Below are 15,471 nucleotides of genomic sequence, written 5' to 3'. Positions count from 1 at the left end.
AACCACAATAAAACCACACAATAACCGCATTTGAAATGGTAAAAACAACACAACTCCCAAAAAAAAGCCGCAGAACGCGGTGATAAGCAAAAAGTATGAGGTCGATCACGCGGGGTTATTTTATCTTGTGATTTATGTTGCTTTAATGTGTGAAATTGAAGATAGATTATTAAAACAGTCATACAACCAACACCAGGCACAATAAAAAACAAAACCTATAAGAGAGCGAAGCAATGATGAATCAACGTTATGCCGCGATTGATCAGGGGACCACCGGCACCCGGGTCGTGGTGTTCGGCGAAGACGGCAGGCACCATTCGCCGGCCAGCATGCCGCACAAGCAGATCACCCCCAATCCGGGCTGGGTGGAACACGACGCCCTGGAGATTCTGGCGAATATCCGCCGCTGTCTCAGCCAGTGCGACATGGTGGACGCCATCGGTTTAGGGCATCAGGGCGAAAGTCTGCTGGCCTGGGACGCCGACAGCGGCCTGCCGCTGTACAACGCCATCGTTTGGCAAGATCAGCGCACCGAGCCGGAGATCCAGCGCCTGAAACGCGAAGGCGTCGAACCGCTGGTGATGGCGAAAACCGGCCTGCCGCTCGATACCTACTTCTCCGCCAGCAAGATGGGCTGGCTGATGAACAACGCGCCGGGGGCCAGGCAGCTGGCGCAACGCGGCCGCCTGCGGCTCGGCACCATGGACGCCTTCTTCCTGTTCCACCTGTGCGGCAGGCATCTCACCGACTATAACTCGGCCTCGCGCACCTCGTTATTCAACATTCATACCCTGCAGTGGGACGAGGAGCTGTGCCGTTTGTTCGGCGTGCCGATCGACAGCCTGCCCGAGGTCAGAGACAACATCGGCCACTTCGGCGACGTCGTGCTCAACGGCAAACCGGTACCGCTGACGGCCTGCATCGTCGACCAGTTTGCCGGTACATACGGCCACGGCTGCCATCAACCTGGGCAGATGAAGATCACCTTCGGTACCGGCGCTTTTTTACAGGCGATCACCGGGCCGCGTCCGATCGATGCCGGCGAGTCCGGCCTGTTGCCCACGCTGTGCTGGAAGCTGCCCGGCAGCGAGCCGGTGTATGGCCTGGACGGCGGCGTTTATAACGCGGCCTCCGCCATTAACTGGGCGAGAAAGATAGGCCTGTTCAACGATTTCGATGAATTCGGCGATTTCCCGGCCCAGCCGGCCATCGCGCGCGGCCTGGCCTTTGTACCGGCGCTCTCCGGGCTGGCCTGCCCGTACTGGGATCGCTCCGCCGCCGGGATGTGGGCCGGCCTGTCGCTGGAAACCGAACGCAAGGATCTGCTGCAGTCAATACTCGAAGGCATCGCCATGCGTTCCGCCGAGGTGATCAACGCCATGGATAAGTTGAAACCGATCGGCGACAGCATTTCGGTGGACGGTGGTCTGTCCGCCAACCGCTATTTCACGCAGTTCCTCGCCAACCTGATCCAAAAGCGCATCGTTACGCCCGCCAATAAAGAGATCACCGCTCAGGGCGTGGCTCTGTTGGCGCGTAAAGGGCTGGGCGTGGAACAGCCGCTCAAGGTGCTCAACCGCTATGAAGTGACGGAGCCCGCCGAGGTCGATATGGCGGTCTGGTTTGCCCGCTATCAGGAAATCATCGCGCGTTCGCGCGGCTTACGTTCATCGCAGGAGGAACACCATGGCTGAGTTCGGTAATTTCATCATCTATATCATCATGGCCGGCACTCTGATCGGGGCGTTGGCGTCGATCGTCAAACCGGAAGGCGAACTGGGACGTGAGTTCGTCAACGGCATTCACGCCATCGGCCCGGTGTTTCTCGCCCAGGCGGGCATCATGGCGGCGATCCCAATCATCTCTTACCTGATCATGTACAGCATCGGCCCCTTCTTCTCGGCGCTCGGCTCCGACGCCTCGATCGCGGCGCTGGCGGTGATCGCCGTGGACATGGGCGGCTATCAGTTGGCTGACGCCATCGCCGCCAACCGCGACATGTGGATCGTCGCCATGTTGGTGGGCTACACCTCCGGCGCCAGCATCGTGTACCTGATCCCGGTCGGGCTTATCATGCTGAACCGCGACGACCATAAATATCTGGCGCTGGGCGCCATGGCGGGCCTGATCAGCATTCCGTTCGCCGTGCTGATCGCCCTGGTGACCATCACCTTCAACAACCTGCCGGTCAGGGAGATTATCTCCACCACGTCACCTGCCGCGCACTATCTGCAGTTGGACTTGCTGCAGGCGCTGCGGCTGCTGTCCCCGCTGTTCGCCCTGTGCTTCCTGTTGGCGTTGGGGCTGAAGCTGCGGCCGGCGGCGATGGTGAAAGGGTTCCTGATCTTCGGCAAGGCGGCGGATGCCTTTATCAAGCTGGTGTTGGCGCTGTGCATCATCGAGCATTTCACCGGTGTGTTTAAAAAGGTGTTCGGCGGCTGGGTATTCGATCCGTTATTTGCCGACAAAGACGAATTATTCCGCGCTATCGAGATCGCCGGTTATATCGGCATTATGCTGGCGGGCACATTCCCCATTTGTTATTTATTCCAGCGCTATTGCCGCAAGCCGATGCATTTCATCGGTAAAAAGCTCGGTTTATCGGATACCGGCGCGCTGGGCTTTATTATGGTATTGGCCAATATCATCGCCGTTTATCACCTGTTCAAAGGCATGCGCGCCCGCGATAAGGTGCTGTGCGTGGCCTTCGGCATCTGCGCACAGGCCACGCTGGGCGATCACCTAGCTTTTACCGCCAACTTCCAACCTTCGCTGGTGTTGCCGATCATGATGGGCAAATTCCTCGGTGGCATGATTGCTGTCCTGATCGCCATCAAGATCTCGGTGCCGGAAGCCGAATTGCTGGAAAAAGAACAGACGCAAAGGCAATCGACGGCCATCGCCGCCGCCGCTCGCTAAATTTATCCCTAAGCCATAAAAATAAACGGGGCGCCGCCTCACGGGGAAGCTGCGCCCTTTTTTCGCCCCGACCATCAATTATTGAGAGAACAAACGGTAATGAGAAAAATATTTTTAGCCTGCCCCTACAGCCACGCCGACGCCAACGTCGTGCAGCAACGCTTTATCGCGTGCAACGACGTCGCCGCCGCTATCGTACGCGCCGGCAGCGCCGTTTTTAGCCAGGTCAGCATGTCACATCCGATCAACCTGTGTTTGCAAGAGCTCGACAAAACCGCCATCGGCAAGCTGTGGGCGCCGATCGACGCCCTGTTCATGGCGGCGATGGATGAGTTGATCGTGCTCGATTTGCCGGGTTGGCAAGAGAGCGGCGGCATCAAGCGCGAGATGGACGCTTTCGCCGCACGCGGCTGCCGCGTCAGCCTGTGGTCTGGGGTCGCGGGCGAGTTCAACTGAGGCGTGCGCCCCGCCGCTAAGCGCGACGGGGCAGCGGCTTATTTGCCGTTGGCCAATTCGCCGTACACCACCTGGCCGCGGAAACCGCGCCGCACCTGCTGGAACAGCTCGCGGAACGCCGGGTAATCCTGTGCCTGGCACAGCGCCTCCTTGCCGCGAATAGCGTTCACCTGCAGGCGGTGATTGACGATCACCTGCTGCCCGTCGCGCCGCCACGCCACGCGATAGTCGCCCGCCGCATTGCGGAACTGTCTGTCTTGCGGAATGGCGATGATCGGCACGTTGGCCGGCAGCTGCAGACGGTAGGTTTCGTCGTAGCGCTGCGCGCTGCAGTAGAACGGCGTTTCGTTGTCCGGTGCCGCCGTGGTGGTATACAGCGTGCGGAACGATTTGCCACCGGGCGGATTAGGTAGCGTCATGCCGCCCACCACGCCGAAATCGACGTAGTCGTCCGCCTTGAAGCGGAAGCGGTAACCGAACTGTTTTTTGAGATCCAGCGGATCGCTGTTCATCGCCACTTCGCCGCTGCCGTCGATACCGGAGGCGGACATGATCGACGCTTCGGCCTGCGCCCGGTTCTGCCGGTTGATCTGCGAGAAATAGCCCCGCAGGTCAATTTCTTCCACTTCGCTCAGCCGACGCTCGGTTTGTCCGTGCAGATTGCCCGCTTTGTCAAACACGAAATCGACGCTCAGCGCGCTCTTGACCGGCTGCTCATCGCTGCCCGGCGTGCGCGCCAGCTTGGCGTCGCGCGTCAGCAGCACCGGCGCCCCCAGATCGCCTTGCGGCAGTTGCCCGAACCGCGCCCAGGGGTTGGTGGAGTCCAGGTACAGTTTGAACTCCGGCACATAGGTGATGGCGTGATTAAAGCGGCTGAGCAGCGGCACTTTAGGCAGTAACGGGCCTTCATCCATACCGATCAGCACCGGTGAGCTTTCAATACCCTTGGCGGCGAGCAGCGCCTCCAGGATCACCACGTGGTCCTTACAGTCGCCGTAGTGGTTGTCGAGAATGCTCTGCGCCGAATTCGGCTCCAGCCCACCGTTGCCAAGATACACCGCCACGTAGCGAATGTTTTGCGCCACCCAGCGATAGAGGGCCTCCGCCTGCTCGCGCCGATCGCTGATGCCGGCGGTGATGTTGTCTGCCAGTGCCTGGACGCCCGGCGTCACCTTCGCCGCCGCACCGGCCTTCAGCTGATAGGCCTTGGCCAACTGCGGCCACTCGCGGTAGGTGCTCGCCATGATGGTCGGGCTGAAGGTCCAGCTGTCCGCTGCCCAGTTTTGTGATTTCATCGGCGCGCTGCGCGAATAATGCCAGCGCCAGTGCGCTTGGCCGTTGCGGATCTGCGGCTTGTCCCCGCCTTCCACGCCACGCGTGAAGATATGCATCGGCAGCTTGGCCGGTGCCTGCAGGGTCACTTCGGCGTCGTCGAACTGATCGAAAACGCTGAACGTCTCCCACAGGCCGAAATAGTCGGGGAAATACGGGGTGTTTTGCGTGCGGCGCAGCTCATACACCACCCGCGAGCCCGGCGCCAGGTTGGAGAACACGATGACGCGCACTTTGCGGTCGGCATACAGCGGGGCCGTGGCGCTGGAGTAACTCTCCTGGGTATAGATGCGATCGGGCGCCACGTCGTGCCGCTGGCCGTCGGCAGTCAGCGTGTAGGCGGCGACCACCTCCAGCGTTTCCATTTTTTCGCTGTAGCTCAGGCGGATCTGGCTGAATTTTTCGACCGCCGCCTTGGTCTTCAGCAGCACTTCGTAGCTTTCCGTCTTCACGTTGGTGGCGTTGGCGTTGACGCGGTAATCCGCGCGATAGCGCACGAAGCTGAAATCGTTGTTGGCCGTGTCGTTCTGGCCCTGATCCGCCGCGACGGGCGGTGTAGCGGCCAACACGGTGGCCGGGTGCGTTGCCGTCAAACCGGCGAATAACAGCAGGGAAGGAATAGCGATTTTCATCTTCGGTCCTTGAAGGGCAATAAACGGCGACGCCGGGCTACGCGCCTGCCCCGGCGTCAAAACAGGCGGGCACACTAATATAATTGAGAATCATTTTCAATAAACGGACCTTCAACGCCCGGGCTAACCCTGTTCTATCAACATCACGGCGGTGGTCTCCGGCTCCAGCGCTTCGAAAACGTGCTCGCGATCGGCGGAGTAGCTGATGTAATCGCCGGCGCTCAGCTCCAGCGGCTGCTCCGCCGGCCCGAGGCGCGCTCGCCCGCTGCTGATGATCACATGCTCGACGGTGCCGGGGGGATGTGGCCGGGAAAGTTTCGCCTCTCCGGGTTGCACCCGCAGCCGGTAAATGTCGCGCTGCGCGCCCGGCGGGCAGGTGGCCAGCAGCGTGGCGGCGTAGTTGCCCTGCTCCGACAGCGCCGGCGTTCCCTCATGGGCGCGGATCACTTGCACCGGCCTGCTGGGTTGCGAAATCAGTCGGCTGACCGGCACGTCCAGCGCCATCGCCAACGCCCACAGCGTTTCCAGGCTGGGATTACCGCTGCCGGCTTCGAGCTGCGACAGCGTGGACTTGGCGATGCCCGCGCGCTTCGCCAGCTCGGTCACCGACAGGTTCAATCGCTCACGCTCGCGGCGGATCGCCGCCGACAAGAGGCCGATCGGCGTAATGTTCTGCATCAGGTTATTGCTCATCGTTCGCTATATCATCCGATTGTTCGACTTGACGAACAGCTGCATGCATGTTCATCATAATGTCCAATTGTTCATTTTAATGATTAAGCGGCTTCACCACAAGTACGGTCAGGCAGCGAGGGCAACAACATGAAAACAAAGACGCGCGGCGCAGTGCAAATGTTCCTCGCCATGACCATCTCAGGCACCGTCGGTTGGCCGGTACTCGTTTTAGGGCAGCCGCCCACAACGGTGGTGTTTTGGCGCTGCGCGTTCGGCGCGCTGGCCATGCTGGCGACCTGCGCCGCGCTTGGGCAGTTGAAACCCGGCGCAATCAACCGGCGGCAACTGGCTGTCGCCATCCTCGGGGGTATCGCGCTGGTGCTCAACTGGACGCTATTGTTTGCCGCCTATCAGCATGCTTCGATCGCTGTCGCCACCGTGACCTACCATGTTCAGCCGTTTATGTTGGTGGCGCTGGGGGCGCTGCTGTTCGGCGAAAAACTAACGGCTAACCGGCTGGGCTGGCTTCTGCTGGCGTTCGCGGGGATGGTGTTGATCGTCGCCGGCCGGCAAAGCGGCGGCAGCGGCGATGACTACCTGCTCGGCGTGGTACTGGCGCTCGGTGCGGCCCTGATGTACGCCATTGCGGCGGCGATCGTCAAACGGCTGGCCGCGTTGCCGCCGCAGCTCATCGTGTTGATTCAACTGACCGTTGGCACGTTGGCACTGGCACCGTTCGCCGGTCTGGCCACGCCGCCTGCGGCCCCCATCGACTGGCTGCTGCTGGCAACCCTCGGCCTGGTGCATACCGGTTTGATGTCCACGTTGCTCTATGGCGCCATTCAGAAGATCCCCACGGCCCTGGTCGGCGCCCTGTCGTTCATCTACCCGGCGGTGGCGATCGTGGTGGACTGGGCAGTGTTCGGGCACCGTCTCAGCCTGCTGCAGTTGCTGGGCACGCTGGCCATTCTCGGCGCGGCAGCGGGCATGAACTTCGGCTGGCGATGGACGCTCGCCGCGCACCGGGCCGGTAAAATCGGTTAATCCCGCCCGACGGGCAAGCTATGCACAATAAGGCATTCGCCTTGTGTCCGGCGCGGTGCTATTTATTTAAACCGTGTAGGGTAGAAGGAGTTTTCTATGTGGCATCACCGCCTGCAACGGCGCATCCGTTTCAGCTACTGGAACGAACTGTGCGTCACCAAAAAATAAGGGAAGGCGCAAGCCTTCCCTTTTGTCATTCACCGCTCAGAGCAGAAACGGTCGGTTTTCACCACGTCGTCGAACGGCAGTTTGCCGATGCGCGGATAAGGTTGCCCCGCCGCCTTGCCGATGGCGACCATCAGCGCGATCTGATAGTGCGCCGGCTTATTGATAATCTCACCCACCGCGTCGAAATCAAATCCGTCCATCGGGCAAGAGTCGTAGCCCTGCGCCTTGGCCGCCAGCATCAGCGTCTGGGCGAAGATGCCGCTGCTGCGCATCACTTCGTCGCGCTGCACCTGCGGCTTACCGCGATAATACTGATCGACGGCCGGGATCATGAACTGCTGTACCGGCTCCGCCGCCTCGGCCCAGACGTTTTTAACCTGTGACTCCCAGCTCGACAGATCGCCGCACAGCACGACCAGCATCGATGCGTCGGTCACCTGCGCCTGCCCCCACGCCGCTTCGCGAATTTTCTCGCGCTGCGCGCGATCTTCGATCAGCAGCGGGCGCCAGTGCTGCAGGTTAAACGCGCTGGGTGCGCCCTGCAGCGCAATGTTCAACAGCGCTTTTTTCTCTTCGAGCGTCATCACGTACTGCGTATCGAACTGCTTGGTGGCGCGGCGTTGGCGGATCGCGTCTAACGTATTCATTTTACTGCCTCTGTCCATGTGAAAAGGTCTATTGTCGTCACCGCGGCGCGGCTGTCCAGCCCCAGGCGGCTATTTCTGCGCGGTTTCGGTGCGCAAACGGCTGACCTGCGCCGCCAAGTCCGGCCACGGCGCCTGACCGGCGTAATGTTGCCGCAGGTAGTTGAGCAGAATGGCGATCTGCGCGTCATTCAGGTTATGGCGAAAACCCGGCATATAGCCCAGCTCGGCGTTCGCCGGCCGCTGTATGCCGTCCAGCACCACACGAATGGCGTTGTCCGGCGCATCGGCGAACAGGTTGGTGTTCAGCGCCAGAGACGGCCGCACCCCCGCCATCTGCGCGCCTTTTTCCTGCGCATGGCATGCCATGCAGGCGCCGGAAAACAGCCGTGCCCCTTCCGAACTCAGAGGCTCCACCTGCCGTTCCGCCTGAGCGTTTAACGTTGCCGCCGTAGCGCCCGCCGCCGTTTCAGGATGATAGCTGCGCAGATAGACGGCGATCGCCTGCAGATCGGCCTGCGGCAAGCGCGACAGCCCTTCTTCGATCACCGGCGCCATCGGGCCGGCGGCGACGCCGTGGTTGGCCGAGTAGCCGGTGCGCATGAAATCGACCAGATCCTGCTTCGTCCAGGCGAGCGGCGCGGGTGAGCGGCCGGTCAACGCCGGCGCCGTCCATCCCTCCGCCACGCCGCCGGCCAGGTGCTCGCCGCCGGTTTTCTCGCCGAACAGCACGTTGCGCGGCGAATGGCAGGCGCTGCAGTGCCCCAGCCCTTCGACCAGGTACGCGCCGCGGTTCCAGTCGGCGCTTTGGGCCGCCTGTTCCGGCATCGCGCCCGGCGTCAGGAACAGCAGGTTCCAGGCAAAGATGCCCTGGCGAATATTGAACGGAAAGTGCAAATCGGTGGCCGGTGGCCGGTATTTGACCGCCGGCTGTGACATCAGGTAGGCGTACAGCGCCTGCAGATCCTCGTCGCGGGTGCGAGTAAAGGCGGTATAGGGAAACGCCGGATAGAGATAGCGGCCCTGGCGATCGACGCCGTGCCGCATGGCGCGTTCGAACGCCGCGTAACTCCAGCTGCCGATGCCGGTTTCCACGTCCGGCGTGATGTTGGTGGTGTAAATGGTGCCGAAGGGGATCTCCATCGCCAGCCCGCCGGTGTTGCGCTCACCACCCGCACGGGTGTGGCACACGGCGCAGTCGCCGAGGTCGGCCAGCGTTTTGCCGCGCGCGATCTGCGCCTCGCTGAAACGGTGGGTCGCATCGGCGGCGAGCGGCGCGATTTCCGGCTGCCAACTGGCGACCACGCCGGCCACCACAACGGCGATCACCGTGACGCCGCCCCACCCGACGATTTTTTTCATCTTACTCATCTTTGCTGTCCTTGTTCGTTACGGGGGATTAATGGCCGGCCTGGGCGCGCAGCGCGGCGAGCACCCGCGCCGGCGTAAACGGCACCTCGCGCAGACGCACGCCGAGCGCGTCAAACAGCGCGTTGCCGATCGCCGCCGCACTCGGTACCGAGGCGGACTCGCCGGCACCCATCGGCGCTTCGTCCGGGCGGTCAATCAGCTGGATATCGATCTGCGGCAATTCGTCGAAGCGCAGGATCGGATAGCCGCCCCAGTCCAATGACGTCACCCCCGTCTCGTTAAAGGTCACAAACTCTTTCAGTACCCGGCTGGCGGATTGGATAATGTTGCCGTGCACCTGATGGCGCACCCCGGCCGGGTTGATCATGCGCCCGCAGTCATGCGCCACGAAGATTTTATCGAGCGTGATCTGCCCGGAAAGGCGGTTGACGCTGAGATCGCACACCCAGGCCGCCCAGGCGGCGCCAAAGCCGGGGAATTTGCTGTGGAAGTAGCGGGCATAGGCGAAGCCGCGGCCGCTCACCACTTCGGCGCCGGCGGCGTGCGACCGGTACGCCGGGCCGTCTTGCCAGTTGGCTTGCCGCTTCAGGGCCTCAATCAAGGCCACCGCGCGCGGATCGCTCAGGTAACGCAGGCGAAACGCGATCGGGTCCTCGCCGGCGTGCCAGGCCAGTTCGTCGATCCAGGATTCATGGGCGAACACGTTGGGCAGCGCCGAAACGCCGCGCATCCACGATGCCCGCACGATCGGCGCGGCGTCCTGACAGATCACCCGCATGTGCGGATACGCGTATTGCGGAATGGCGGTGCGATCGCCCATCTGTTGCACGTCGGCCCGGTTGGCCACCTTGCCGGTCAACACCAGCGGCAAGGTCACCGCATTGTTGGAGGGATAGCTGGTTTTCAATTCGTAGGCCGCCACCCGGTTTTGCGCGTCGAGGCCGCCGCGCACCCGGATCAGCTGGCCGGTGCCCTTCGGCTCCCAGCCAGATTCCTGTTCGCGCATCAGCTGCACCCGCACCGGGCGGCCGGTGGCCCGCGCCAACAGCGCCGCGTCCGCCGAGACGTCGTCGGCGCAGTTGCGGCCATAGCAGCCGGAGGCCTCCATGCGGGTGATGTGCACCTGCTCAGGCGGCAATTCCAGCAGCGTGGCGATGTCTTTGCGCAGATCGTGCGGGTTTTGCGTGCCGGACCACACCTGCGCCCGCCCGTCTTTAACCTCCGCCACCGCGCAGGAAGGGCCGATCGAGGCGTGCTGATGGTAGGGCCAGACATAGTCGGCCTGCACTTCGGTATGCAGCGCCGCCAGCGCGGCGTCCGTTCCCGCATCGTCGCGCAGGACGCGGTCGGTTTTCGGGTTGGCTTCCAGCGCGGCGGGCAGCGCTTCCGGCGACAGATCCGGCAACCCGGCCCAGGGTTTCCATTTGGTTTTCAGCTGGCGCATGGCGGCGATCGCCTGCTCCTCGCGCTCGGCCACGATGCCGATGAAATCGTTGATCACTACCAGTTTCACGATGCCCGGCAGGTGCGCGATCGAATTTTCATCCACCGACAGCAGGCCGCCGCCCAGCGGGGCGCTGCTGTCGGCGCCTACGTAAGGCGGGCGCACCACCCGGCCATGCAGCATGCCGGGCAAGCGCAGGTCGTGCACGTAGGTCAGCCCACCGCTCACTTTGGCCGGAATGTCGACCCGGGCAACGGCGCGGCCGACGTAGCGATTCTGGTGTTCGCTGTTCAACTGAACGTTTTTATCCAGCATCACGTGCAGATTCTGCCCACTCGCCAGCTGCGCATAGCTCAGTGAGCGCCCCGGGTTTTTGGTCACAAATACCTGCCCCGCAGCCGCAGTCAGCTGTTCGGCCGGAAGTTCGAAGGCTTTGGCCGCCAACGCCGTCAGCATGTGCCGCACCTGCGCCGCCGCCTGTCGCAGCGGCACCGACGTGACCTGAATGGTGGCGCTGGCGATGGTCGGCCCCTGATCCGGCGTGCGCTGCGTATCGCCAAGGATCATCGTGACGTGCTTGAACGGCACGCAAATTTCTTCGGCGACGATCTGCGCCAGCGCGGTGCGAATGCCGGTACCCAGATCGACGTGACCATTGAAGGCCGTTACCCGGCCGTCGGCGGTGAGGCTGATAAAGCTGTCCACCCGATCCAGCGGCAGATCGGCAGGCGCTACAACCGCCTCGGCGGCGAAGGCGTTAAACGGCGCGGGCAGCAGGCTGCTGACCATCACCACCCCGCCGGCCTGCAACAACTGGCGGCGAGTCAGTTCGAGGCGGCTCATGCTTGCCTCCGTGCTGCCAACAGGTCGCGGGCGCGCTCGGCGGCGTGCAAGATCTCAAGGTGAGTGCCGCAGCGGCACAGGTTGTAGGCCAGCGCTTTCTTGATCGTTTGCTCGTCCGCCTCCGGCTCGCGTTCGAACAACGCGACCAGCGTCATGATCATGCCGTTGGTGCAGTAACCGCACTGCGCCGCCTGCTCATCGACAAACCCCTGCTGCACTGGATGCAGCGCGTCCGGTGTGCCTAAGCCTTCCAGGGTAGTGACGGATTTGCTTCCTACGGCGGACAGCGGCATTGAACAAGAGCGCGCGGCGACGCCGTCGATCAGCACCGTGCAGGCGCCGCATTCCCCCAAGCCGCAGCCGTATTTGGGGCCATTCAATTGCAGATCGTTGCGTAAAACGTACAGCAGCGGCGTGTCGGGCGCGAGATTGCCGAGTGGAACCACCCGGCCATTAACATTGATTTCCATCGTGAAACTATCCCTTAAACAAACGGATTTAATCCGTAACATCACTGCGAAGAACAATTGAGCAGCGTGCTAATAATTATTATCAAAAGACATGATAATGTTAAGGGAATGTAGCGGCCATGGCTTTAACGAAAAGTGGGTATTTCCTATAAATTTCCTATAGATAAGCCCGGTTTTATGATTGCTGGCCGTGATTATTGTCGATCGTCAATTCGGCCTCGGCGCCGTCAACCAACAGCCGCACGCTGGCTTCGAACAGCGCGTCTGCGCCCTTATCCTGCAATGTTTCCCAGCCTTCGCACAGCAGAGGGTAACGCCGGCGATCGGCGTCATTCAGCGCATCGTCCGACTGCATTTGTTGCTCTTCCAGCACCCAGCCCACCACGAAACGTCCGACGGCGAACAGCAGATTAACGGCGCGTTCCGGCGTCAACCCCGCCCGACACAACAGCGCCACCTTGGCCTCAATGATGGCGAATTGCGGTTCCTGCGGCCGGGTGCCGGCATGCAGACGCGCGCCGTCGCGGTAAGCCAGCAGCGCCCGACGGAAATGGCTCGCATTGGTAACGACCCAATCCTGCCAGGGCATGTCGGCGGGCACCTCTTCACGGTGATCCAACATGATGGTTTCCGCCATCGCCTTCAGCAGTTCGGCCTTGTTCTTGAAATGCCAATAGAGCGTGGGAGATTGCACCCCCAAATGTTGTGCCAGGCGACGGGTGCTCAGGGCATCGATGCCGATGTCATTCAACAACGCCAGCGCCCCGCGCAGGACGGTCTCTCGCGTTAAACGCGTCGCGGTATTTTTTTCGCTCATCTCTCTATCACTGATAGGGTTACTATGGAATACTCAATACTCTATCACTGTTAGAGTCGCAATTTTGAAAAAACCTATGCTGGTTATTTTGTTGACGGTATTGCTGGATGCGGTAGGCATCGGCCTGATCATGCCTATCCTGCCGGCGCTGTTGCGCTCACTGGGCGGCCTCGACGCCGGCAGCGTGCATTACGGCGCGCTGCTGGCGGCGTATGCGTTGATGCAATTCCTGTTTTCACCGATCCTCGGCGCACTGAGCGATCGTTTCGGCCGGCGTCCGGTGCTGTTGATTTCGCTCGCCGGCGCGGCGGCCGACTATCTGCTGATGGCGTTCGCGCCGACGCTGGCCTGGCTCTATCTGGGCCGGTTGCTGGCGGGCATCACCGGCGCCAACATGGCGGTCGCCACCGCTTACGTCACCGATATTACCCCCGCCGGTCAGCGCGCGCGGCGTTTTGGCCTGGTGGGCGCGGTGTTCGGCGTCGGTTTTATCGTCGGTCCGCTGCTCGGTGGATCGCTGGGCGAATGGCATCTGCATGCCCCCTTCCTGGCGGCGGCGGCGATGAATGCCCTCAACCTGATCATGGCGTTTTTCCTGCTGCCGGAATCGCGTAAACCCCGCGCCCGCGCCGCCGAGAAAATCCGCCTTAATCCATTTTCGTCATTGCGTCGGCTGCACGGCAAACCGGGCCTGCTGCCGCTGGCCGGTATTTACCTGATCATGGCGCTGGTTTCACAGGCGCCGGCCACGCTGTGGATTTTATACGGTCAGGATCGTTTCGGCTGGAGCATGATGGTGGCGGGCCTGTCGCTGGCCGGTTACGGCGCCTGCCACGCGCTGTCGCAGGCCTTCGCCATCGGCCCGCTGGTCGCACGGCTCGGCGAGCGCAAGGCTCTGCTGATCGGCCTGGCGGCCGACGCGCTGGGTCTGGTGCTGTTATCGATCGCCACCCGCGGCTGGGCGCCCTTTGCGCTACTGCCGTTCTTCGCCGCGGGCGGCATGGCGCTGCCGGCGCTGCAGGCGTTGATGGCGCACAAGGTGGACGACGACCATCAGGGTGAGCTGCAAGGGACGCTGGCCAGCATGGGCAGCCTGATCGGCGTCGCGGGTCCGCTGGTCGCGACGGCGCTGTATGCCGCCACGCGCGATGTCTGGCCCGGCCTGGTCTGGGCGTTGGCCGCCGCCCTGTATCTGTTGGTTCCGCTGTTGCTGGGGCGTTCGCGCGAGCGTGACGCGGCATAACGTCGAGTTTTCCCTCTCCCGCTTAAGTTGATTTATGGCTAAGCAAGGCATTATTCAGCATAAGCGGGCGCTTTACACGCCACTGCGCCGCTCATTATCATCGCCCTTATCCCGCCGCAGGAAAATTTAAATGCCGTTTCATGGCGTTACGCCCAGCGCGTCATCGCTACCGTTCACTTCGCCTATCGGAAAATCAGGATGAGAAAACTCACAACGCCGCTGATCGCCGCCCTGCTGCTCGGCCTGTTTGGCCTGCCGGCCGGCGCGCAGGAGAAACCGCAACAAATCACCATCGGTTACCAGAAAGCCAACATTTTTGCGCTGCTGAAATACCGCGGTACGCTGGAAAAAACCCTGGAGCCGCAGGGTATCAAGGTTCGCTGGATAGAATTCCCCGCCGGCCCACAGATGTTGGAAGGGTTGAACGTCGGCAGCATCGATCTGGCGGCGACCGGCGACGCTCCGCCGGCCTTCGCGCAAGCCGCCAAGGCCGATCTGGTTTATTTGGCGCATTCGCCGCCCAGCCCGAAAACCGAAGCCATCGTGGTGCCGCAGGATTCGGCGATCCGCTCCGTGGCCGATCTGAAAGGGAAACGCGTGGCGTTGAACAAAGGGTCTGACGTCAATTACCTGCTGGTGAGCGCGCTGGAACAGGCCGGCTTGAGCTACAAGGACATCACGCCGGTCTATCTGCCGCCGAGCGATGCCCGCGCCGCCTTCCAGCGCGGCAGCGTCGACGCCTGGGTGATTTGGGATCCCTACTACGCCGAGGTGGAAACCCATGCCAACGCCCGTCGGCTGAAAGACGCGGAAGGCCTCGTGCCGCACTACACCTTCTATCTCGCCAGCCGCCGCTTTGCCGAAACCTACCCGGACAGCGCCAAGCAGGTGATTCAACAGCTCGGCGTGCTGAGCGACTGGGCCAACGGCCATCCGCAGGAAGCGGCGGCGATCCTCGCTCAGAGCACCGGCCTGGATCAGGCCATTTGGGCCAGAGCCATCGCCCGCATGCCGTTCGGCAGCCAGCGCATGTCGCCGGAGGTGTTCAGGCAGCAACAGCAGTTGGCGGATAAATTCACCGCCATCGGGCTGCTGCCGGTTAAGGTGGACGTCAACGCCGCCCGCTGGTCCGAAGATAAACCCGAGACGCCATAGCCTTTGCCGCGCTTTGGCTTTAGAAAGCAGAAACCGGCATTTTGCCACCGGAATAAGCTGACCTATGCTAACCCTGTGTGATGAAACGCGTTTTCATGGCATGTCTTCCGGAACGTTTTGCTTTAATTTGTTCGTCGTGAACCCTGGGCCGCGCCTGACTGGTGCGGCTTTTCTTTTTGCCCGGCAGTGCCAGCGGCGGTGAATTTTGCTATGTTAACCCGCAGATAAGCTTCCCGTTTTCAGCCGCCGGACCGACTC

General features: G+C 62.0%; 13 protein-coding genes. 6 read left to right on the top strand and 7 right to left on the bottom strand.

The window, feature by feature from the left end; translation table 11 throughout:
• The first annotated feature begins 233 nt into the window (after positions 1 to 233).
• The 3 genes from RE418_RS18380 to RE418_RS18370 all read left to right on the top strand — a co-directional run bounded on the left by RE418_RS18380 (position 234) and on the right by RE418_RS18370 (position 3,375).
• Positions 234 to 1,694 (top strand): glycerol kinase, encoded by a 1,461-nt coding sequence (locus tag RE418_RS18380; protein ID WP_089180926.1) that lies wholly within the window; start codon positions 234 to 236, stop codon positions 1,692 to 1,694.
• Positions 1,687 to 2,919 (top strand): ethanolamine utilization protein EutH, encoded by a 1,233-nt coding sequence (gene eutH, locus RE418_RS18375; RefSeq protein WP_033643135.1) that lies wholly within the window; start codon positions 1,687 to 1,689, stop codon positions 2,917 to 2,919. The genes RE418_RS18380 and eutH overlap by 8 nt, the downstream gene beginning before the upstream one ends.
• 99 nt (positions 2,920 to 3,018) lie before the next feature.
• Positions 3,019 to 3,375, top strand: coding sequence for a DUF1937 family protein (locus tag RE418_RS18370; protein ID WP_089180927.1), 357 nt, complete (start codon positions 3,019 to 3,021; stop codon positions 3,373 to 3,375).
• 38 nt (positions 3,376 to 3,413) lie between these two features.
• Here RE418_RS18370 and RE418_RS18365 read toward each other — a convergent pair whose 3' ends face one another.
• Both RE418_RS18365 and RE418_RS18360 read right to left on the bottom strand, forming a co-directional pair.
• Positions 3,414 to 5,339, bottom strand: coding sequence for a DUF3857 domain-containing protein (locus RE418_RS18365; RefSeq protein ID WP_089180928.1), 1,926 nt, complete (start codon positions 5,337 to 5,339; stop codon positions 3,414 to 3,416).
• A gap of 123 nt (positions 5,340 to 5,462) precedes the next feature.
• On the bottom strand, positions 5,463 to 6,032 hold the full coding sequence (locus RE418_RS18360; RefSeq protein WP_043143518.1) for a helix-turn-helix domain-containing protein: 570 nt from the start codon (positions 6,030 to 6,032) through the stop codon (positions 5,463 to 5,465).
• 129 nt (positions 6,033 to 6,161) lie between these two features.
• Here RE418_RS18360 and RE418_RS18355 point away from each other — a divergent pair, with 129 nt between their 5' ends.
• On the top strand, positions 6,162 to 7,058 hold the full coding sequence (locus RE418_RS18355) for a DMT family transporter (RefSeq protein WP_089180929.1): 897 nt from the start codon (positions 6,162 to 6,164) through the stop codon (positions 7,056 to 7,058).
• Between the two features lie 197 nt (positions 7,059 to 7,255).
• Here RE418_RS18355 and RE418_RS18350 read toward each other — a convergent pair whose 3' ends face one another.
• The 5 genes from RE418_RS18350 to tetR form a co-directional block, all read right to left on the bottom strand.
• Complete coding sequence (locus RE418_RS18350) at positions 7,256 to 7,873, bottom strand: nitroreductase family protein (RefSeq protein WP_089180930.1); 618 nt, start codon at positions 7,871 to 7,873, stop codon at positions 7,256 to 7,258.
• A 69-nt stretch (positions 7,874 to 7,942) separates the two neighbouring features.
• Positions 7,943 to 9,241 (bottom strand): cytochrome c, encoded by a 1,299-nt coding sequence (locus RE418_RS18345; RefSeq protein ID WP_089180931.1) that lies wholly within the window; start codon positions 9,239 to 9,241, stop codon positions 7,943 to 7,945.
• 28 nt (positions 9,242 to 9,269) lie between these two features.
• Complete coding sequence (locus tag RE418_RS18340; RefSeq protein ID WP_089180932.1) at positions 9,270 to 11,528, bottom strand: molybdopterin cofactor-binding domain-containing protein; 2,259 nt, start codon at positions 11,526 to 11,528, stop codon at positions 9,270 to 9,272.
• The gene (locus tag RE418_RS18335; protein WP_025302897.1) at positions 11,525 to 11,998 is read right to left on the bottom strand and encodes a (2Fe-2S)-binding protein; all 474 of its coding nucleotides are present in this window, start codon (positions 11,996 to 11,998) and stop codon (positions 11,525 to 11,527) included. The genes RE418_RS18340 and RE418_RS18335 overlap by 4 nt, the downstream gene beginning before the upstream one ends.
• 175 nt (positions 11,999 to 12,173) lie before the next feature.
• Entirely contained in the window at positions 12,174 to 12,815 is a 642-nt protein-coding gene (gene tetR, locus RE418_RS18330; RefSeq protein ID WP_043143511.1) for a tetracycline resistance transcriptional repressor TetR, read from the bottom strand.
• Between the two features lie 76 nt (positions 12,816 to 12,891).
• On the opposite strand from tetR, the gene tet(41) reads away from it, so the two are divergent.
• Together tet(41) and RE418_RS18320 are read left to right on the top strand one after the other, a co-directional pair.
• Complete coding sequence (tet(41), locus tag RE418_RS18325; RefSeq protein ID WP_399675414.1) at positions 12,892 to 14,058, top strand: tetracycline efflux MFS transporter Tet(41); 1,167 nt, start codon at positions 12,892 to 12,894, stop codon at positions 14,056 to 14,058.
• A gap of 198 nt (positions 14,059 to 14,256) precedes the next feature.
• Complete coding sequence (locus RE418_RS18320; protein ID WP_089180934.1) at positions 14,257 to 15,213, top strand: sulfonate ABC transporter substrate-binding protein; 957 nt, start codon at positions 14,257 to 14,259, stop codon at positions 15,211 to 15,213.
• Positions 15,214 to 15,471: the final 258 nt, after the last annotated feature.

This window comes from Serratia sp. szju (assembly GCF_044594185.1).
In the GTDB taxonomy this organism is placed as follows: domain Bacteria; phylum Pseudomonadota; class Gammaproteobacteria; order Enterobacterales; family Enterobacteriaceae; genus Serratia; species Serratia bockelmannii.
This window is presented reverse-complemented; position numbering and strand designations above follow the sequence as displayed.